The sequence below is a fragment of the Sphaerospermopsis torques-reginae ITEP-024 genome (assembly GCF_019598945.1).
Lineage (GTDB): Bacteria > Cyanobacteriota > Cyanobacteriia > Cyanobacteriales > Nostocaceae > Sphaerospermopsis.
The window spans coordinates 2,597,270-2,618,036 of record NZ_CP080598.1 but is presented as its reverse complement, the minus strand read 5'-3'; the positions used below and the strand labels follow the sequence as shown (position 1 = coordinate 2,618,036).

The following is a 20,767-nucleotide window of genomic DNA, read 5'->3' as shown; positions in this document are numbered from 1 at the left end:
TTCGTGTCCTTAGTGGTTCATTCTTCCGTAACTTCTGCGTAAGTCTTGTTAGTGAACTTGATGTAGCATTTCCGAGTGAATACCCATTTCCTGGATATAGGGGGCGAGAAATTCATCTACTGACATATCTGCTGGGTTCATGGCCACAGCTTGATTTAAGTTGTCTTTACTGGCTACTAGCTGTTCTTGCATCCAACTATCAAAAGCTGCTTGGGACTCTACTATTACTTGAGTTTGCATTGCGCCGTGGTATGGTCCACAGAGTTCCGCACACACTACAGTATAAGTACCTTCTTTTCTGGGTGTAAAACGAACTTCTGTTTGTCTACCGGGGATCACATCTTGTTTGAGGCGAAATTCTGGCACCCAAAAAGCATGAATGACATCGTTGGCGCTCATGTTCAGTTCTACTTCTTGGCCAATGGGAACATGAAGTTCTCCCACTGTCACCTCTGTATCTGGGTAGGTGAACAACCAAGCATATTGTAAGGCAGAGACGTTAACAACTAACTGCGGCGCTTGTCCTTCTTTTTCCCGACTTGCGCCCAAGGTGGGAGCGACACTACCCACACCAGGAGCATTTTGCATTTGGGGAATTTCTGTATTACGAACTGCTGCGGTGGCTGGATCTTCCATAGCAGCGTCAAATTTTTCTTGATTCAGATTTGGTTTTGTGCTGCCAGGTGTATCGCTTAAAGTGGCTGCAATAGCAGTTCCCGCCATGGACATTGATTCTTCCATGATTGGTGCTTCATGGACTGAATGGGGATTTAATCCACCAATTTGGTTGTACACATCAAAGCTGTAAACGGAAATACCAATAACGATAATTGCTGGGATCGCTGTCCAGAGTATTTCTAAAGGTACATTACCTTCAATTGGTGGACCATCTTCGTTGTCACCTGGACGGCGACGGTATTTTAAGACAGAGTAGAGTAAAACGCCTTCAACTATGAGAAATATTCCTATAGAGACGGTCAACATCGCACTAAATAGACCATCTATCAATACGGCTTCATCTGCTGCGGCTGCGGGTAACAGCCCGTGATTTTGACCGTACCAAAGACTGACCAGGGTTAGCACGATGCCTATGATTAGTGTCCAGATCGAACTTGGAATTTTCACGGCTTAACTTAATGGAATTAACTACGTTGATTTCACAGTAACTCACTTACTAAGGTAGTGCAGGGTTGGGTATCTTGACTCTCAATGTCTGAAATTTTTATTAAATTTTTTAACTATGTCGCTAATCTTGAGTAAAGGTATCCATAGTCATGTTGTCAAGAATAAATGATAATTAAAAGCCAAATTTAAGGAAAATTTTAGAAAATTTCCAGTGAAATTTAAATAAATGTCAACAATTAATTATTGCTATCTTAAAAAATGCCTAAATCTTACAGCGAAAAGTTGTGTTGGTGATTCAAAGTATAAGGTAACGTCAATTTTTCAACCCTAGTTCATAAGTTAGGGTGGAGATAGGTGACTGGTGACTGGGGACTGGGGACTGGGGACTGAGGACTGGTGACTGGTGACTGGTGACAGAAAGTAAAAAGCAAAAAGCAAAAGTTAATATTCTCCCCCCTGCACCCTGCACCCTGCCCCCTGCTTCTTCTTCCCCTGCCTCCCCATCTCTCCACATCTCCATTTCCCAACGGTTCAACTCACGCAATTTAGGTCAACAGACTATTTTAAATAGCTTCTACCTCAAGCGGTGATAAGGTATCTTTGATGAACGAATTTGTCCTAGAACAACAAAATGAAGCGGCCGCACCACAAAACAGCCCCAAGGAAGTGATTCGTCGCTTGGTGTGGAAAATTTGCATAGCTACTTTAATTTTGATGGCTATAGGCAGTGCCACCCGCGTGATGAATGCTGGTCTTGCTTGTCCAGACTGGCCTTTGTGTTATGGGGAATTAGTGCCGGCTAAACAAATGAATCTCCAGGTTTTCTTGGAGTGGTTTCACAGATTAGATGCAGCTTTGATTGGTTTTAGCGCGATCGCCTTAGCTGGTTTATCCTGGTGGCATCGTCGGGTTTTACCTCACTGGTTGCCTTGGGCTGCAACTTTTGCTTTGTTTTTAATTGTCTTCCAAGGAATTTTAGGAGGACTTACCGTTACCGAATTGTTGCGGTTTGATATTGTGACTGCCCATTTGGGAACGGCGTTATTATTTTTCACTACCCTTTTAGTCATTGGTACGGCACTTAGCCCTTATCAAGGTACGGGAACTGTAGGAAAACTGCCTTGGGTGGGTTTGGTTGCTGCGGTTTTGGTTTATCTGCAAAGTTTACTTGGCGCTTTGGTAGGTTCTCGCTGGGCTTTGCATCAATGTTTTGTCGGGGATCAACTTTGTGGTGTGATGTATAGCCACATTTTTGGTTTAGTACCACCAACGTTAGCAATTTTAGCTGTTGTCTTAATTTCCTGGCGTACACCTGCTTTACATCCTGCTTTACGAAAATTGGCAAATATGGCAGGTGGGTTATTGATTTTACAACTGCTGTTAGGTGTTGCCACCTTCCGGTTACATCTACAAGTCGAACCTCTCACCGTAACTCACCAAGCTGTCGGTGCTACTTTGTTGGGTACTTTGGTGGTATTTACGGTTTTAGCTTTGCGTGACAGCACGGTTAGTCATGCTAATGGGTAATGGGTAATGGGGCATGGGGCATTGGGCATTGGGTTATTAATCTCCCTACCCTGCTTCCCCTACCTCTTTACTGTTACCTGTCACCTATTCCCTCAGTTATTAACAAATTTAAGCAAAGAGAGAGAGCTAACATGATTGAGACTAATGTCTCTCGTCGCCACCATGATTCATTTTTTCAGGTGATTCAAAGTTATTATCAGCTAACTAAGCCCCGGATTATTCCGTTGCTTTTGATTACAACGGCTGGTAGTATGTGGATTGCTGCTAAAGGGCAAGTTGATCCTTGGCTATTGTTAGTAACGCTGCTTGGTGGTACTTTGGCTGCTGCCAGCGCCCAAACAATTAATTGTATCTATGACCGCGATATAGATTATGACATGGAAAGGACGCGCCATCGTCCTATGCCTTCTGGTAGGGTGCAGCCTCGTGATGCGTTGATTTTTGCGATCGCTATGGCTGTGGGTTCTTTTACTCTCTTGGCTGTTTTCGCCAATCTCTTGGCTGCACTTTTAGCATTTTCTGGTATCGTTTTTTATGTCTTGGTCTATACCCATTGGCTAAAACGTCACAGTACCCAAAATATTGTGATTGGTGGTGCTGCGGGTGCGATTCCGGCTTTGGTCGGTTGGGCTGCGGTTACTGATACTTTAAGTTGGGCTGCTTGGTTAATTTTTGCTATTGTCTTTTTATGGACTCCCCCTCATTTCTGGGCTTTGGCGTTGATGATTCGGGATGATTATGCAAAGGTGGGGATTCCGATGTTACCAGTAGTTGCTGGTGATAAAGCCACGGTGCGACAAATTTGGTTTTACACGGTAATTACTGTAACTGCTACAGTATTACTGTTTTATCCTTTACACGCTAGTGGTATTGTATATGTGGTAATTGCTTTGACTTTGGGTGGGGTATTTGTCCATAAGTCTTGGCGGTTGTTACAAAACCCAGAGGATAAAACTGTTGCTAGGGAGTTGTTTTTGTATTCCATTTCTTACATGATGTTGCTGTGTTTAGGGATGGTGGTGGATAGTTTACCAATTACTCATCATCTTGTGAGTACAATTCTTAGTCAGTTGCATTTGCTTGGTTAAGAAATTTACAACAATAATGCAACGAAAAAGCGATCGCATTCCTGGGTTTTGGGGGTGCGATCGCTTTTTTTAGGTGACTGGGGACTGGGAAGATGGATAACCTAATTACCAATTACTCATTCCTAGTCTCTGACTAGAACACCGATTCATTAATCGTAAGGGCGAAGCATTCGGACAGAATATCAATGGTTTCAGCGATAGGTTATCACCCGAATGCTTCGCCCCTACAAGACGTTCTAGGAATGCTATCATAGAGTCTCTGACTCTAATTTTACTCCAGGCAGAGCCTTTAATAATTCATTCCCATACAGAGTATGGGAACGAGAAATAACGAGAAATATTTATTGTACCCAGTCACCAGTCACCAGTCACCAATCACCAATCACCAATTTTTACAAATCGTACATTAAACACTCTAGAGCATCTGGATACATTTCACAGTAACTTTCTAGGGATGTTTGACGATGTTTTGCTTGTTGTTGATGGGCTTTTTCTGCTTGCAATTCTTCGACTATATCCCAAGCTACTGCACAGTTAGGGGAATTAATACCATTTTGATCACAAACTTCTCTGGCTTCGGCAATAGCGTCTAGTATTGCTTGTTCAATGGTTTTTTGTTGATTTTTTTCGGAGTTGTTTGCAGCGTTAACTCCGTTGAAGGTTGTCATAATACTTTCACCTTTTTTGAGTGAGATAAAGATTGATATGGGGGTAATAAGGGATATCAATTAATTCTGATCCTGATGGTGATATCCTCTGAAAACTTCATCAAGCAGTATTGGCTCAACTCTGATTAATGTTAACAATTTAAATAGAATTTTTTAGTTAATTACTATACTGTTTTTGTGGTTGAGATTTAATCCCCTTGCGGGGAAGTGGTGAGAACTGAAACAACTGTTCAATCACCATACTAGAGGCGTGTTTCAATCCCCTTGCGGGGGAAAACTTAAACTCTCTAGTGTTAGATAATAATAGCCTGACTTTATATAAAAGTCAAGCCATCAGTTAGACTAATTATTGTTAATTAATTCATTACTCAAATTGAGCGAGAGTAATTTCTTCATTGGGAAAATGAGCCACTATTTTGAGATTACCACCAAGAGCTTTGATATAACGAGAAAGAGTTGAGATTTGAATATCCTCTTGGTTCTCTAATTCAGCAATAGTAGCTTCAAAATTGTTGAACTCTGCTTCTATTTCCTCTGGTTTCAGTCCTAGAGATTCTTGTAGTTCTAAGAGGGTAAGATGGAGTGACATCAGTTTGGCGCGAGTTTTATTTTTTGCTCGGCGTTCAGGTGTCATTTGTTTGCGTAATTCGCTGAAAGGTTTTGTCTTCATATTAATCCTTCATCTTCAAGCTCTTGTATGTATTCGTCATAGAGCTTGTCAGCTTTTCGTATATTCTCTACATACCAACGGTCGTTACCTGTTTTGTTACCACCTAGAAGTAGTATTGCAGTTCTACGAGGATCAAAAGCATACAAAATTCGGTATGGTTGTCCTTTATGCTGTATACGAAGTTCTCGCATATGTTGATGACGAGAACCGTTAATAGCAGAACTGTATGGAGCGCCAAGATTTGGTCCTCTTTCTTCAAGTAACTCTACTACTGCATCTATGGAGTCTTGAGTACCTTCATCCAGTTCTTCATACCATTCCCCAAACTCATTTATATACTCTACTGGGTATGTCATGTTTTTCTGTATCCTATTCTCTAAAAACGTCGTGCTGTCTGCTGGTTGAAAAGTTGATTCAGTCGCTATGCTGTGTGTTGTTTGAAAAGTTTGTTCAGTTGCTTTAGCGAATGTTGGAGGCGTTGAGCCTAGTAATATAAATTGGTTAAACTTGTACATACATTTTTACTGGATTAGTAGAATACATACACCAAAAAGCGAAATTTTGGGTATAGATTCTATGTTACAACCTTTACCCAAAATAGTGTAAAAAAAAGGATTCTCGTTTAGTAAATATCCTTTATTATCTAAATCTTTATTCTATAACTCTTTTTACTTTTCTGATACATGATCCTTGACATTTTTCAATTTTTACTGTTACTACATCACCTATAGACAGATTAACTTCTTGTTTATTCACTTCCTCATCTGGTTGACAATCAGAACCTTCAATTTGATAAGTTATTATGGTTCTTAATTTAGTCTTTTTACCAGATTGAACGTTCTGTTTATCAATTTTTATTACTGTCGCTTCTACAATTTCACCAGTTTTGAATTTATCTTCAACTATTGATTTTGCAATTTGCACAGCAGGTACTTTAATATCCCCCACGGGAATACCTGCATCTTTGTAATATCGCATTAAGCGAGATACCCAACCTAAAATTTGCAGAATAGTTTGAGCATCACTGTTATTTTTGAAATATTGACTACAGGTAATTTCTATATTGCGGTAATATCTGGGAGTTTCTTTACTATGGCTAATTTGTTTACCGTCTTTAACTAAGGTTTTGAGGTAGGTTAAAAATCGGGATGTAGCATCAGATTTATCAATTATTGTCCGCAGATATGCAAGGATTTTACCTACTTCGTTGACATCTGTATCTTCTTGGACTAAAGTTTGTGCGATCGCATGAGCAATTTCCCATTGTCCATCTGTTAAACTCATAATTAATACATTCCTTCTGGTGGTAATCTATCACTGGGATAACGTAAAATAGCTGCTAGTTCTTCTAGTTGCTGTTTTTGAATCAAGCGTGAATGTGCAATTTGAATATATTTCTGGATAAATTGCACTAATTTAGCTCCATTTAATTCGTCATCTTCACTTATTTCATAAGTTGAATAACGCTGTTTTAGATTTTGCGGTTGATTGATTTTATCTACATTTACTGTCATTGTTCCCATTCCAATAGGTTTACCACCTCCTACTTTTAAAGCAATGGGATATTTCTTGTCTTGTCCTAAAACAATTAATAATGTTCCTAATTCTTCAGGAAGTAAATTTTTAAATTGTATTTCTGTTTTAAATGTATATTCTCTTCCTGCTTGTTGTACAGAAATTCCTTCTTTTTGTCCTTTATCAATCGCTTTAGAAGTATTAAAATAAAACTTCCTTCCAGCAACTTTACCATTAATAAAGTATGCCTTACTTTGGTCTGGACGAGGACGATATAAAGAAGGCATAAATCCTGTGGAGAAATTGACTGTTTCACAGTTAGCATCATTAAATTCTATCAAACCCTGCCAATCTAATGCACCAAATACCCGACTAGCAGGACAAAGTTTTTCTTTATTTTTACAAGGTAAACGTTCTGGAGGAATTTTATCTTTATATCTAGATGTAATTACGGCTAAGGTGCTATTAGTAATTGCTTCATATACAGAACGAATGCAACCTTTTAAAGAACTACCTTGAATTGATAATTTATTATCAACTCCTTGCACCATTGTTTTAATTAGGGAAATTTTTGTCCCAATATCGCTACCCAAAACTACAGCACCAGTGGAAACATGAAGGGGTGTTTGCACTTTTAAAGTCAGGTAAAGTGTACCGTGTAACCTATTTGAATCATATTTATGATGTCCATAGGGACGCTGTAAATTAGGTCTTTCTTTGGGAAAAGATACAAAATCATAAGGTTTGGGATTTTCTGAATCAGATGCACGTTTAGAAATTGGTTTTTTCGGTGGTTGGTAAGTCATGTTTATGATTATAATGTGAGTGCTACAAAATGTACAGTTGCGGTTGTTTTATCCTGAAAATAACGTTGTTTTATTTCTAGATGTTTGGGATAATTAAAACCTTTGGGAAAGCGGGTTTCTGTAGATGGATAAAAATACGAATTTCTTTCTTCTATTTGCCATTTTTTTTCTAATGGTTTAAATTCTGAATTTGCCCCATTAATACTTAAAAGTAAAACTTCATAAGTATTATCTTTTTTGTATTTCCATCTTAGTTCAAATTGATCATTAAATATTTGTCCTTCTAACATAGGAAATTGAAATTGATCACTAATTGAGTTTTTCTCCAATTTATTAATTCCACTGACTCTATGAGTCCAACGTAGAAAATAATAGGTATGATCTGTGAGTGATTTATTGATTAATTCTAATAAATCTGAAACTGATAAAGGATGTTCTTTATATCCTACAAAAGCTGTCATTTTGCACCTACCAGATACTTGTCAAGTCATTCATTATAAAAAACCTCTCTCCAAACCTCTCTCCTGCAAGGAGAGAGGCTTTATAATCCCCATTCCCTTGTAGGGAAGGGGGGTAGGGGGGTTAGGTTTTTAAGGCTTATTTGTCTCATATAGTCTTCTGAAAATACCCGTCTAAACTAATACTTGACTCCAAGACTTAACACTGCGGGAAAATAAATCATGAACATTTCCCTCTTGCCAAGTTAATTTTACACCAAAATCTAAATCCATCAATTGTGCTGCTACTGGTGTATCTTGACTATCTTCTAATGGAAAATTATAAGATTTTGCATCATTTTCGGTTAAAAATTCACCTACACCTAATAAAAAAGTGTTTCGCCATTTTTTGTTAGTACCGAAAGCGCAGATTTCTTGTTTATCTTCTGATAAAACACAACCAGGATATTCAACAACGGCTTTATTTAGTTTGATTTTTACAGTTCCTAAACCGCGAGATTTAGCAAAACCTAAACCAAACCAACCATCGTTTAAATCACGCAATACTAAACCTATTAAACCTAATTGTGCTAAGGTGAAGTTTTTTAAATGTAATTTGGTTTTAAATTCTCCCGCAGTACAAACTTGATAATTGAATGGTCCGACAGCGACAGAACCAAATACTCTATCTATTGCTACACCGTTTCTTTCTTCTGTTTTTAATGGTTTTGATTTTTCTGGATAACCATCTTCTATTCTGATTCTACTGGCAATAGAAGTATTACCAAACATTTGATCTGTAAATGATGATTGTTTATATATTTCATGACTTGATAAGTTTTTAGGTAAATAATCACCTTTCATTGGATCACTTGCCCAAAGTTTTTGGGTATTATTATCACCTCCTACTGTTCTGACAATACGTTCAGCATGAGCGCGAATAGCACCTTTTAAACTGCTTCCCGGTAAATATATTGTACGTCCTCCAGCGTGATAGGTTTCCACAAATTCCATGTCTGGTTTTGTGGGATCTGCTCCTTCTTTACCCGATTTTATCAAAATTGGACCATTGGGAATGATGGTTAAATCTATGGTGCAGTGATTGACGAGTTTTTTGTGCATATCTTTTAAATTGATGGTAAATAGAAATTAAGCAGCAACTAAATTATTTAACTGTATTTCACATTGTTTAAAAATGAAATTTACAGCCCTAAATAATTTATCTAAATCTTGAATGGTGTAGTAAGTGCTATTTCTGGTAAATTGTTCACCTTCTAATTTTCCAAATTGCCATGTTACACCATTAGAAACAATACCAAAAATAATGATTTTATATTCACCATTTAATCTTTGAGCAGCAATCATTTCTGCTAAACATTGCGCCCAACCTGTTTCAAAGTTATCTTGTTTTGCTTCAACCAAAATAAAATAGGGTTGGTCAAAGACAACTTTACCTAAAGGTGAACGTTTAGCTAAAATATATTCAGGGAAACCTGATAATTTTTCATCATAATTTAACGATTGATGACTCCATAAAATAAAATGTTGACGGTAGATTTTCCAAACTTCTTTGATAACGGGATAAATGAGATTTTCACAGATAGCAAATTCTGAATTATCAACAACAGCATCCCGCATCATCAGTTCTAAGTCTTCACGGAAGTAGTTAGAAATATTAAAAGCAATTTCGCTGATAAAATGTGCTTCGGTATAGGTAACTTGAAAAGTTTTGAGGACTTCACCGATGGTTTTATAATTACTGAAAGCCATGTTTACCTCTTCAATAATTGGTGTGTTTTCTATCCCGCCTGAGAATGAATTCTCAGGCTAATAGCGGAAGTCGTCTAAAGACGACTATTGTTTATAGATTCAGTCTGTTTTAACGGAATTTTACTATTAACTTGTAACTTCTGTTTTGGGTGGGTAATTGGGTATATTTTCCCTTAAATGTTTGATGAGTGCTTTAGTCCAAGCATCTTTAAAATCTTTAGCGTCTTGATAACTAGGTAATTTATCTCCTATTTTACTATTAACTAATTCTGTTAAATAAGTTAATAATTTTTCGGGATTGTTGTTAACATCTAGCCACCACATTGTATCTATATTTAGTTTAACAACTCCCAAACCGCGAGAACGTCCACCACCAAGGGGAATTTGTTGGGTTTCAAATTGGTGTAACCCAATCATTAATAATCCTAATTCCCATTCTTCGGCGTTTTCAATTATAGCATGAAATTGAAATTCTGTACTTGCTGGTACTACTTGAAAATCATAGAGTTTACCATCTGCTGCGGTTTCTGTGTCTCTATCAATTGCTACTCCATCTCTTTCTTGATATTGTCCAAACCAGGTGTCAGGTACTACGTTTAAATCTCTTATTTGAAATTTACTTGCTATCCAAGGTGAACCAAAGAGACGAGAGATTAAATCTGTCTTTTCTAACAAATTTTTTGTTAATTGTAAGTCATTATCTTTGTATTTTTCTTTTAAATTTTTAACCTCATTGTTTCTATTTGTAGTTGTGAAATCTGCGGGATCTTCTGCAAAACTGGGATCTATTCCTCTGAGGAAACTTTCTAAGCGCGATCGCATTGCACCTTTGAAGCTAGAACCGGGTATTAATGGTTGTCCTAATGCGTCTTTGATGACGGGTAAATCTGTGCCGATGGGTTCGGTGGAACGTCCTGCACTTATGCGTAATGCGGTGATTGTTGTGAGTTTTCCGGTGATTTCTAGGCGGTTTTTGAATGTGTCGAACATAAATGATTATACCACTTATAATTAATTAATTGAGACGGAGACAACTAAATATATCATCAACAGATATTTGCCAATCTGCTAAGGAATTTAAAACAGGTAAAATATCTCTATTTTGTTTAATTTCTGGTAGTTGATGGGGTAAGAAAGTCATAATTAACCGTTCTTGTGGATCAATCAGCCAGCCTAATTCAGTACCATGTTTTAAGCAAAATAAAATATTGTTAATTACACGGGTTGAACTTTGTTCTGGTGATAAAATTTCAATTGTCCAATTAGGAGGAATTGTAAATTCATTTTGAATTTCTCCATTCTCATCAAGGGGAATTAATTCCCAATTAAAAATACTGATATCTGGAACAAGAGAACGACCTGCAAAGGTGCAACGCAATTCTGTAAATGCACGAGCTATTTTTTTGGGTGTGCTAATTTGATTAATAGCAGGTGCTAAATATGTTTGTATGGCGCTGTGTTTACCTTTAGGCATGGGTTTTTGGTAGATGTTACCATCAATATATTCACTCGCTGGTTTTGTTTCTGGTAGTTGCAGAAACTCTGTTAAGGAGATTAAGGTGGAGATGGGAGTGGAGGTCATAGTTTTACGGAATGTTGAATATAGTAAAGATGGTTTAATTATTTTCCGCAAATTGTTTTTGTAGATGTAAAGCTATAGTGTTTGTTTCTGCTTTATTTCTTCCTGTTGTTTCAATACATATACCTAAACCTGCATCTGTCCAAGTTAATACAAACTCTACAATTCCATTATCTGTTGTCCGTCGAATAGGGTTAGTCAGTTTGGGATTAAAAGGTAGAGAATTGATAATTTTCTTGACATAAGGAGAGTGACAAACTTTTTCGGAAAATGCTTGAAGAATATCCTTTCCATGATCATCTCTTAAATTAATAATTTTACGACTAGGATCAGTGTCATCTCGTGGAATTAGAGATAAAACGGTGGTTTCTTGTTTAGAAAATTGTAATCGAGAACGTTCATTAAATAAAACACCCATTGCTGAAAGACTAACTAAATTAGTATTTCCTTCAGGTTCTTTATCAATGAGTGAATACAGGTATTCACTATCTAGATTACCTTCTAGTTTTGATTCTTCTATAATTTGTTCATCTTCAAGTTGTGCAAACAAAAGATAATTATTCAACCAAAATGCTAAATCTAAAGCTATCGGTTGTGGTGGTAACTCAATCACTTCAGAAAATTTTTCAAACAAGTAATAAACAGGAATTTCTAATGCTTGTCCAATCATTCCTGCAAATGATATCTGTGCTTTGTAACCACCAGTTGCATTAATAGCAATAACTTCGGGAGAAAAATTTCTAACCTCTGTGCTAATTTCTTTAACTAGGTTTTTTAACCCTTGTTGTTTAAAAGCTTTGACATCATCATCACGTAATCCTTTAAGTACGCGAAAATCAACATCTTCAAATTTTAAGGGATTTCTTTGGTTATTATAATATAGTTTCAATACTTGACCTGTATTCTTACCATCTTCTGTATCTGACACTAGAAAAATTAAGCGTATTCTAGATGTAAGTAATTTACTATTGCAAATACTGGTAATAGAGTTGATTTCTGCACCACAAACACGGGCTGTATTTTCCTGTTCAAGCAATAATAATGCTAATTGATTCCAATTTTTGGTTTCAAATGCTTTCTTAATTGATTCTTCTGCATTTCTAATATTGCCAAATAGACTTGTGCCAACAGTGCAAATTAGTGTGTTTCTCATTTTTGTGTTTACCTTAAATTTACAAAAATTATTTTTTAATTAAGCTGCATTACCATCACGTTTAAACTTCAAATGACGTGCGCCATATCCCAAATAACGGCGAATTAATTCTAACCAAATAGGTTTAAAATCAGCGTCGCAACATTCACCAATTATTTGAGCCGCTTTTCTGATATTATTATCAATATCTTCAATGATTTTCTCGGCTAAAGAACCTTTTCCTCTTCCCCATTTTTTATCACGTCCAACTTGATAACAGATAAAGTTCTTAATTACTTCTGCGCTATCTGTAGTGTCAGCAACACGGAGTAAGTTACGAAATTGAGATTCTTCTAAGTCTCCATAGCTTGTTTTATCCAAGGCGTTTTTAATCCATATTACTAGATCATCTTCAGCTTGCAGAATACCTTTTTGAATTTTTAATTGCTGTTGGGTTGATAATTCTGTCATACTGCCTCTTCTCTTAATACATTATGAAACTCATTGCAAATTTGCACTTGTCCGAAACCTTCAGAAGTTCTTTCTCCAACTCCTTTCAGTTCCAATTCTGTCAATTTCTCAATCCATATTTTTTCCTTTTCTTTATCTACACTGAATAAATACACACCCCCTCTATTTGTTACTAATTCGATATCTTTCATTAAACCCCAAGCAGCATTCCAACCTGAACGATAATCATAGGTAGTATATGCTACTTCTAATTTTGCTAAACCATCCTTTTCTGTGACATTGGCAAATTCACACAACATTTTGGATGATATCACTGTCGTATGTTGCCAATTGTCTGTAAAAATAGCATCAGATTGAAGGTCTATTGTAAAATATGTTCGATTATTTAATAAATCATTTTCTGGTTTACCAAAAATAGACCACAATCGCCATCGTTCTTCTAGTTTGTCATTGAAATTATTGATTCTATCTTCAACATCTGTTAATGCTTCGCTTAGTTCAGCTTTAATTTCAACTTTTCCTAAACCTCTTGATGTAGCACTACCTAAACGAAATATACCAGAATTTTGATTAATAAAATCAGTCAGAGATTTACCTAAATCCTCATTATAAACTAAAATTGAACCTTGATAAACAACAGGATGCCAATTTTGTTTTTGGGAAGTTTCAGAAAATGACTCATTTAAAACCTCAATACTGTAAAGTATATCATCTTGAGATGTCGCTCTTTGACGATTAATTCCCACTCTTGTTAAAAATCGAGTGCTAACTGAATGACTGTGATATTTATCATCTTTTGATTTACTATAAAAACCTCCAAATGGTTCTACTCTTCCAAAATCTTGAGGACAAGTAGGATCATAAGGATAATTATAGGCTTCTGCACAAAAACGATCAATTAGAGTATCAAAAACTCCATTATTTTTATCGTTAGTTTTAAACCCTGGTTTTGTTTTTGAACTAACAGCAGTTGCAGGTAAAACCATTATTTCGTCAGTTACAACCTGAGAAAGTGATTCTGATTTTTTGGCTACTGCTGGATAAGCATTTTGAAAAATTGCAGGTTCATCACTTAAAAATATTGTAGCAAAATCTCCACCATTTTCTGTTAAATTTTGTGATGCTATATTTGGTGTTTGTTGCTTGGATATTTCTAGAATTTGAGATGCGATCGCACCACGAATTACAGAACCAGGAATATGATCTTCTACTTCACTGACAGAACCTGGTTTTTTACCTGCAATAGCTAATGGTGATAAAGCTGTGATTGTTATTTTAATTCGTTTCATATTGTTTTATTCGGTATTAATAATTTCCAACTTTCATCATCTACTTTTAAAGTGTCTAGTTCTTTCCAAGTTAACCAACCTAACCCCGCTGACTTACTCCCACCTAAAGCATGAATATGGCGTAAAGCAGATAATATTAAAGGTTTAGCATATTTTGGACAATCTGGTAATAACTGAATTTCTCCTGTAAATTCTAATTTACTATTGGGTGGAGAAGTTTCCAAAAAATACAATTTTTTCTCTTCAGAAGTTCGACGACGACGGTTAATAGTTACTCCGGGACGGATAACTTCTGGTAAATCTTCTTTGGACATCTCACAAATTAAATCATTAACAATTATCCGAGATGGAAGAATAGGATTTCCAAATATTTTGGATATAAAACAATGATATCCTTTGTGATTTTCTATTTGATATTCTTGGTGAAATTCCTCATTTACTTGTGCTTGGTTAGGACAAAGTATTTCTGCTTTTGGTGCTGGAAAAATTTGCCATCCTAATGCTGTTGCTATTTTCTCACATTCATGGCGTAATCTTCCTTTTAATTGGGAAGCAGGAATTAATAATTTTCCTTCTGCATTACGAACTATTGGTTTATCTGCTAGTGAACCATCAGAACCACCAGCACCTACACATAATGCAGTGTCAATAATTGCTGTTAGTGAAATTTTTGTAATTTGATTTTGGGGTAAATTCTGCAAAGATATCATAATTTATTATACCTGCTGTTTGGATTTTTGAACATCAGATTTTTTTGCCTTTTTCTCAAAAAAAGGATACAAATCTACTAATTCTCTCCAGATGGTTTCATAAGTAACTTTATCATCTTTTTTTTCTTGTTTATCTGATGATTTTCTATTTTTATCTTCACATTCTTCTGTGTCTTTTAAAGACATCCAAGGTGCAAGATTACCATTGTTATTTTTATCCTTGGGTAAACACCATTTATTCTCAAATTCATCTTCCAATGATTTTTGAGCTTCTTTATTATTTAACCTCACGCGAAAATAACGATAATTTAAAATTGCTGTCTGTTTACCCCGTTCTAATAAACTGCGAATTTGGTAAAGTTGCGATTTAGGAAATTCTGCATCTATTAAAGTTTGTGCGGTTTTCAATAATCCACCTAATTCATGTAATGTATAAGGTGCAGCATATAATTTTAGTTTTTGCTTTCCTTGTCCTGTTTTTGTTAAGCCATTAGTACGAAATTCACTAATGTTAGAAGAAATCATAGTGACAGATTTCATAACTAAAAAGTCAACTGTTCCTCCACAATAACCATATTTTTTCAATTCTTTTGCTTGTTTTTTGGCTGATTTAAGTAACTGGTTGGTCAATTTTTCAGCATAGTAAATAGGTGTATCTTCAGCAGTTATTAATACTCCTGTGGACATACTCAATTTACATTGTTTATTTGTTGAAATTTGTTGCTGACTGTGATAACGATGTACTACTTCAAATTTATAAGTTTGATCGGATTTATAGGTTTCTCCTTTATTTAATAAAATTCTCTCAAATTCTTCACCAATAGTTTGAGCAATAGCTAATGCTTTATCTGCGGGAACAATTAACATTACATCATCCCCACCAATGGTTAAAATTTCAAAGGGATGAATCCAACGACCATTACGTTTTTGTTTCTCTTCTTCTGTGATGTCTTTCAGTTGATGGGGGTGTAAATGTTTTGCTAATGCGTGATAAACAGATTGTTCTGTAGCTTCAAAAATATCATGACTGAATTGCTGATATTGTTGTGGAGTTTTTATTTTTTGGATGTATCCACCCATGTTATTACCATCAGCATAAATATAAGCTACAAAACCACGAGGTTTACTAGCATTAGCAACTTCTATCAAAGAACGTGCTTCTTCTGGATTTTTGCATCCATTATAGTATTTTTCTGCTAATAATTTATTTTCATCTTTATCTAAAAAATCCTCAAATTTTTGCACCCAACTGGGAATATAAATTGGATTAGGTTCCCAATTAAAACCAGCTTGATAGTACCAACCTGTAGAGATATCATCTCGTTTAGATATCTGTCCAACAATACGTTTACGTGCTAAAGTTTCTGAAAAATAAGGTTCGTTAGGAAGACCTTCTGCTTTCATCACCGCAGAACGGCGATCGCCTTCATCTCTTATTAAATAGGGATGTGTTTCAAATATAGGTGGATAACAACGACTAGCGCGATATTCACAATTGTTACCATTACGTCTTTTGTTAAATAAAGAAGCTAATCTTCCAACTAATTCATTAAAACTCTTACGTTCTTGAAAAGCTTGTATTGGATCATCTACATCAGGTTGATTGAAATACGCCTTGATTAGTTCATGTTTAAGATGACTGTTATACTGTTCTAACCAAAATGTTTTTTCAATAGAGTTATTTAGTAAGCCAAATTTAATTTCTAAAGGCTTGAATTTTGCCCCAACAGCACAGGAATTAGCTGTTAAAGTTTCATGAGTATAACGCTTTTCAATTGCATTAGCCAAATCATCTACAAATGCAGATGGACAGAAAGCTAGGATATTACCACCTGTAGAGTAAATTATTAATTCGGGAATTAATGCAGCTTCTAAACCAGGAAAGTTTTTCCCTAACCATTGAGAGATGGAAAGAGATTTATTGAATGATTTACGTATTTTTTGGGGAACATTTTGATAATCACCGAAAAATGCAGGTAAATCAATCAAATTAATTCTATCTAACAAAGCTGAAGCACCTCGCACTTCTTGAATTTTAGCTGATTCAAATACATATTGTTTAACCTTAGTCACACCACCATAAACTAAACCGATATTAGTTGTTTGATTCCATAAATCAGGATAATCATTTTTTAGCTGTTCCAAAGTATCAGGAAAATAATCTTCCTCAATTTTTTGCAAATCTTCCACTTGTTGAACAATAGTTCTTACCTGTGCTGGAACTTCTCCCCCAGTTCTCAAAGCTTCGCACATTTCCCGCAAAACAGAAATATCAAATTGCGGTTTTCTTCCATTACCCCAAGCTAAACACCAATTAATTCCTATTGTTACCGAACTTTTACCTTTCATCACCCTTTTTTCCCTTGCTTGACTACTATTTTATTCATTCTTTGCACTTCTTAAACACTGGATAATTGACAATTACCTGTTTCTCATTCCTGAAAAGCAGAAGATTTAAACCTTGACTGAAACCATTATCAATTATCAATTATCAATTAATCATATCTTGTACCCGTTCTAGTAAAATATCAGGAACAGGACGCGCTTTACCTCTAACCCAAGCACCACAAGTCATTTCTACATAAGGTTCTAATTGATGAACTATCTCCGTTTCTGAGAGAGTGCTGAAAATGACACCGACTGGTATTAAATTAGCACGAATACCACAAAAATTATGCCACCCTTCTACCGCTTCTAGTCGAGAACTAATTATTAAATAATGTGTACAAACTTCCAAAAGTGGTAACTTTTCTGGTTGCACCATCCCACCCACATCTACTATTACTAAAGATTTTTGTTTTCTTAACTGAAGAATAGCTTGCGCTTGGTAGGGAAAAAACCTCTCTGTTAAAGATCCGCGATTACGTGCTTTAAAAGCTTCGATTTCTTCATCGGTAGCTTCTGCACCCATTTCTAACACATAATTTCCCTCTCCGTCCCAATGTGCGCGTTGTAAATAAATATCAGGATTTTCTTTTAGCAATGCTTGAAATAACGCATGGGAAAAAACACTTTTACCACTGTCGGGGGGACCAACAACCATCAACGCTGGACACAATTTTTCTGGTTTTGTCAAGGGAGAATTTGCGCTATTATTTGATCTCAATTCTCCCAGTTGACGAAAATAATTAGACCATTGTTGTTCTGGTGTGGTTTCCCCGTCTTGGGTTCTACCGTTGGGGGGAATAATTTTGATCACTTGTCCAATCTGTACTAAGCGAGTGTGAGTAGCTACGATTATTGCACCGATGCGGGGATCATAACAAGCAACCCAAGCGGTAGGATGTAATTCATGGATCAGATAACCATATAACCAAATGGGTGCGCGTCCCGAAATTACCACACCACCGGTTGTATCAATTCCTGCTGGAAGTTCTAAACCGGTTAAGTCTTGGGGTTCGATAATGCGATCGCTCCTAGTTAATTCAATCAATAAAACCTGATAATGTAAAGCCTCTACCATCAGGGTTTCACTTAATAGCAAGCGTAAAGCAGGTTCAGTCATCAGCTTTTCTCCGTTCTTGGGTTGGTAAATTCAAGTTTTCTCCATCTGTAAAATTGATACTTTGGGAAACTCGATCAGCGGACATTACCTCTCTATCGTTTTCACGCAGCAATTTAAATAAAGCTTTGTCGCAAATTACCCCCACTATTAAACTACCCAAAAACACCGATAAAGTGCAAATAATTACCGCAAATAATCCCAAAGGCGCAATAATTAGCACTATCCAGGTAATTCCCCCATTGACAACCGCAACTAACCAGCTACGGTATCGTACCAATTTTTTCGCTACAGATGGAGACATGACCATAAAACTGTCTTTTCCAGTTCGATGAGTGTATTATTTCACCCTGATAGAAAAGGGGTCTTCTAACCTCAAGGCAAAATGATTACTGGTACAGGAGGAAACATTAATACTTCGTTTATACCTCCTGAATGTTGTAAGGGTTTAGCACTGCTGAACCCCTACTTTCTTAATTTGCTGTTTCCTATGACTACACTTTATTTAACCGAACCAGGAACAATCCTGCGCTATCGCAATGAATCTCTGATGATCATTAAACAAGATCAAACTCAAACCTGTCGTTTAGCAGAAGTTACCTTGGTAGTGGTTTTACCTGGTATCCAATTAACAGATGTGGTAATTGCCCAATTATTAGATCGAGGAATTGAAACCATATTCCTCAGACAAGATGGGCAATTTCGCGGCAGACTGCAAGGGTATTTTATCAGTAATACTACTATGAGAATAGCTCAATATCGCACAGTTGAAACCACCTTTGGTATGGCCTTAGCTCAAAAATTGGTTTTGGGTAAAGTCCGTAATCAAAGAGTATTATTACAAAAGCGTAACCGGGCAACTGCAAGTACAATTACGGAATTAGCAGAGGCAATAGATTTAATCAATTCCTATTCTTCCCGTCTCGTTCATGTTGCTACTCCCTTTAACCGCGATGAGTTGATGGGAATTGAAGGAATTTGCGCTCGCACCTATTACCAAGCATTACGTCATTATTTTCCCCCAGAGTGGAAGTTTAATGGCCGCAACCGCCGACCACCTCTTGATCCGATTAATGCGCTTTTGAGTTGGGGGTATGGAGTTTTATTAGCTCGTGTATTTTCTGCTACCGTTCAAGCGGGACTTGATCCTTATTTGGGTTTTTTCCATGCGACAGAACCCTATCGACCGAATTTAGTTTTAGATTTAATGGAGGAATTTCGGCCTGTGGTGGTGGACCAAGCGGTAATTTCCATTGTTGAATCTAACATTTTGGGAACTGAGGATTTTCAAGATTCTCCTGATGGGGTGGGAATATGGTTAGGACCTTTGGCGAAAAAGTTATTTTTGGGAGAGTTAGAACGACGACTGCGTACTCCTCTTTTATATCCTCCTCAAAATCGTCGTTTGACTTTAAATCAAATTCTTTTGGAACAAGCGCGGTGGTTGGGACGGTGTTTGATGCGTTCTGAGTTGGATTATGAGGCGTTTGTAATTAAGTAATGGACTGGGTAAGGCATCATTATATATTTCAAATGTGTCAAAATCAAAGTAGAGAGTTGATTGATTCCAATTATGACTATTTTGGAAACTATTATAGAGGAATTGTCCTCACAGAAGACGCGGGTTTACGGAAGTGAACCTCCTTATGAACCTCCTGATTATTTAATTTTGTAAAGTTTGATATTCCTGGTTATGGTGGTATGGAGATGGTTGAAATATCCCTCAGTTCTGGTTTTGGGCATTTGTAACGAAATGTAAAGGAATGTTTGGGTTTTGGCGCAGGAAGCTAGAAAGATTCACATTTAGTAATCTTTGGTAATTTTCAAAAAATGTTGGTTTTTTGGGTTGACATCTTGGAGTTTTTCGGTTAAATTATTTTTATTGGCTGGAAACGGCAATCTGTACCTTGAAAATTAAATACTGACTTTGCTTGTTACATTGTTGTTTCCGTAGCTTGGCGCAAACGCTCCTTGAAAGCTATTTGTAACAAGGTCTCCATGAGTGTAGGGTTTTTCATAACCAATTCCCCGCAAGGGGATGGAAATATTATCCTCTAAGCTATCTATGTCTGCACCATTCAAAAAACGTTTTTCATAACCAATTCCCCGCAAGGGGATGGAAATACTTCTGACGTTTTTAAAAGACTAGCCATGTAGTCGTAATTGTTTTTCATAACCAATTCCCCGCAAGGGGATGGAAATAAGCTTAAATATCGCCCCAGCTTCGATTTGCATCTGCTGTTTTTCTTTAATAATGTTGTAGTTTTTCATAACCAATTCCCCGCAAGGGGATGGAAATAATATGCTTGCAAACCAGCCGCATAGTTCTATTTTTTTAGACAAAGGTTTTTCATAACCAATTCCCCGCAAGGGGATGGAAATTAGATAATTAATTTTTCTGCGATCGCGTAAGTTATGGTTTTTCATAACCAATTCCCCGCAAGGGGATGGAAATTTGTCGCTAATAGTTGCCTGTCA

The 20,767-nt window shown here is 36.5% G+C and carries 22 protein-coding genes and 1 CRISPR repeat array (1 of these 23 only partly in view); of the genes, 3 read left to right on the top strand and 19 right to left on the bottom strand.

Annotation, left to right across the window (positions count from 1 at the left end; all coding sequences use genetic code 11):
- Positions 1 to 48: 48 nt before the first annotated feature.
- On the bottom strand, positions 49 to 1,125 hold the full coding sequence (locus tag K2F26_RS12260; RefSeq protein WP_220611704.1) for a cytochrome c oxidase subunit II: 1,077 nt from the start codon (positions 1,123 to 1,125) through the stop codon (positions 49 to 51).
- Between the two features lie 313 nt (positions 1,126 to 1,438).
- Entirely contained in the window at positions 1,439 to 1,645 is a 207-nt protein-coding gene (locus K2F26_RS12255; protein ID WP_220611703.1) for a hypothetical protein, read from the bottom strand.
- 83 nt (positions 1,646 to 1,728) lie between these two features.
- Here K2F26_RS12255 and K2F26_RS12250 point away from each other — a divergent pair, with 83 nt between their 5' ends.
- Both K2F26_RS12250 and K2F26_RS12245 read left to right on the top strand, forming a co-directional pair.
- Positions 1,729 to 2,652, top strand: a complete 924-nt coding sequence (locus K2F26_RS12250) for a COX15/CtaA family protein (RefSeq protein WP_194053546.1) — start codon at positions 1,729 to 1,731, stop codon at positions 2,650 to 2,652.
- 131 nt (positions 2,653 to 2,783) lie between these two features.
- Positions 2,784 to 3,740, top strand: coding sequence for a heme o synthase (locus tag K2F26_RS12245; RefSeq protein WP_220611702.1), 957 nt, complete (start codon positions 2,784 to 2,786; stop codon positions 3,738 to 3,740).
- A gap of 392 nt (positions 3,741 to 4,132) precedes the next feature.
- Here K2F26_RS12245 and K2F26_RS12240 read toward each other — a convergent pair whose 3' ends face one another.
- From K2F26_RS12240 to csx18, 17 genes are all read right to left on the bottom strand, one after another.
- Positions 4,133 to 4,408, bottom strand: a complete 276-nt coding sequence (locus tag K2F26_RS12240; protein ID WP_220611701.1) for a Calvin cycle protein CP12 — start codon at positions 4,406 to 4,408, stop codon at positions 4,133 to 4,135.
- A gap of 364 nt (positions 4,409 to 4,772) precedes the next feature.
- Positions 4,773 to 5,078, bottom strand: a complete 306-nt coding sequence (locus tag K2F26_RS12235; protein WP_220611700.1) for an XRE family transcriptional regulator — start codon at positions 5,076 to 5,078, stop codon at positions 4,773 to 4,775.
- Complete coding sequence (locus tag K2F26_RS12230) at positions 5,075 to 5,593, bottom strand: type II toxin-antitoxin system RelE/ParE family toxin (RefSeq protein WP_367890330.1); 519 nt, start codon at positions 5,591 to 5,593, stop codon at positions 5,075 to 5,077. Before K2F26_RS12230 ends, K2F26_RS12235 begins: the two co-directional genes overlap by 4 nt.
- Before the next feature lie 136 nt (positions 5,594 to 5,729).
- On the bottom strand, positions 5,730 to 6,362 hold the full coding sequence (locus tag K2F26_RS12225; protein WP_220611699.1) for a hypothetical protein: 633 nt from the start codon (positions 6,360 to 6,362) through the stop codon (positions 5,730 to 5,732).
- Between the two features lie 2 nt (positions 6,363 to 6,364).
- Entirely contained in the window at positions 6,365 to 7,399 is a 1,035-nt protein-coding gene (locus K2F26_RS12220; RefSeq protein ID WP_220611698.1) for an RAMP superfamily CRISPR-associated protein, read from the bottom strand.
- An 8-nt stretch (positions 7,400 to 7,407) separates the two neighbouring features.
- Positions 7,408 to 7,860 carry a hypothetical protein gene (locus K2F26_RS12215; protein WP_220611697.1) on the bottom strand — a complete coding sequence of 151 codons (453 nt, stop codon included), beginning with the start codon at positions 7,858 to 7,860 and terminating at the stop codon, positions 7,408 to 7,410.
- 171 nt (positions 7,861 to 8,031) lie between these two features.
- Positions 8,032 to 8,958: an RAMP superfamily CRISPR-associated protein gene (locus K2F26_RS12210; protein WP_220611696.1), complete on the bottom strand. Its 927-nt coding sequence runs from the start codon at positions 8,956 to 8,958 to the stop codon at positions 8,032 to 8,034.
- Between the two features lie 27 nt (positions 8,959 to 8,985).
- Positions 8,986 to 9,606, bottom strand: coding sequence for a hypothetical protein (locus tag K2F26_RS12205; RefSeq protein WP_220611695.1), 621 nt, complete (start codon positions 9,604 to 9,606; stop codon positions 8,986 to 8,988).
- Positions 9,607 to 9,732: 126 nt separating this feature from the next.
- Complete coding sequence (csx7, locus tag K2F26_RS12200; RefSeq protein WP_220611694.1) at positions 9,733 to 10,596, bottom strand: type III CRISPR-associated RAMP protein Csx7; 864 nt, start codon at positions 10,594 to 10,596, stop codon at positions 9,733 to 9,735.
- Between the two features lie 25 nt (positions 10,597 to 10,621).
- A complete protein-coding gene (locus tag K2F26_RS12195; protein WP_220611693.1) occupies positions 10,622 to 11,188 on the bottom strand; it encodes a Uma2 family endonuclease in 567 nt (188 codons plus the stop codon).
- Positions 11,189 to 11,222: 34 nt separating this feature from the next.
- Positions 11,223 to 12,338 carry a putative CRISPR-associated protein gene (locus K2F26_RS12190; protein ID WP_220611692.1) on the bottom strand — a complete coding sequence of 372 codons (1,116 nt, stop codon included), beginning with the start codon at positions 12,336 to 12,338 and terminating at the stop codon, positions 11,223 to 11,225.
- Between the two features lie 39 nt (positions 12,339 to 12,377).
- Positions 12,378 to 12,788, bottom strand: coding sequence for a hypothetical protein (locus tag K2F26_RS12185; RefSeq protein WP_220611691.1), 411 nt, complete (start codon positions 12,786 to 12,788; stop codon positions 12,378 to 12,380).
- The gene (csx10, locus tag K2F26_RS12180; RefSeq protein ID WP_220611690.1) at positions 12,785 to 14,077 is read right to left on the bottom strand and encodes a type III-D CRISPR-associated RAMP protein Csx10; all 1,293 of its coding nucleotides are present in this window, start codon (positions 14,075 to 14,077) and stop codon (positions 12,785 to 12,787) included. The genes K2F26_RS12185 and csx10 overlap by 4 nt, the downstream gene beginning before the upstream one ends.
- Positions 14,074 to 14,787, bottom strand: coding sequence for an RAMP superfamily CRISPR-associated protein (locus tag K2F26_RS12175; RefSeq protein ID WP_220611689.1), 714 nt, complete (start codon positions 14,785 to 14,787; stop codon positions 14,074 to 14,076). The genes csx10 and K2F26_RS12175 overlap by 4 nt, the downstream gene beginning before the upstream one ends.
- A gap of 6 nt (positions 14,788 to 14,793) precedes the next feature.
- Positions 14,794 to 17,136, bottom strand: coding sequence for a type III-B CRISPR-associated protein Cas10/Cmr2 (gene cas10 / locus K2F26_RS12170; RefSeq protein ID WP_220611688.1), 2,343 nt, complete (start codon positions 17,134 to 17,136; stop codon positions 14,794 to 14,796).
- Between the two features lie 142 nt (positions 17,137 to 17,278).
- Entirely contained in the window at positions 17,279 to 18,292 is a 1,014-nt protein-coding gene (crn3, locus tag K2F26_RS12165; protein ID WP_220611687.1) for a CRISPR-associated ring nuclease Crn3/Csx3, read from the bottom strand.
- Positions 18,285 to 18,593 carry a CRISPR-associated protein Csx18 gene (gene csx18 / locus K2F26_RS12160; RefSeq protein WP_220611686.1) on the bottom strand — a complete coding sequence of 103 codons (309 nt, stop codon included), beginning with the start codon at positions 18,591 to 18,593 and terminating at the stop codon, positions 18,285 to 18,287. The genes crn3 and csx18 overlap by 8 nt, the downstream gene beginning before the upstream one ends.
- A gap of 186 nt (positions 18,594 to 18,779) precedes the next feature.
- On the opposite strand from csx18, the gene cas1 reads away from it, so the two are divergent.
- Complete coding sequence (gene cas1 / locus K2F26_RS12155) at positions 18,780 to 19,790, top strand: CRISPR-associated endonuclease Cas1 (protein WP_220611685.1); 1,011 nt, start codon at positions 18,780 to 18,782, stop codon at positions 19,788 to 19,790.
- Between the two features lie 508 nt (positions 19,791 to 20,298).
- A CRISPR array of direct repeats spans positions 20,299 to 20,767; the repeat unit is 37 nt (it continues 449 nt past the right edge of the window).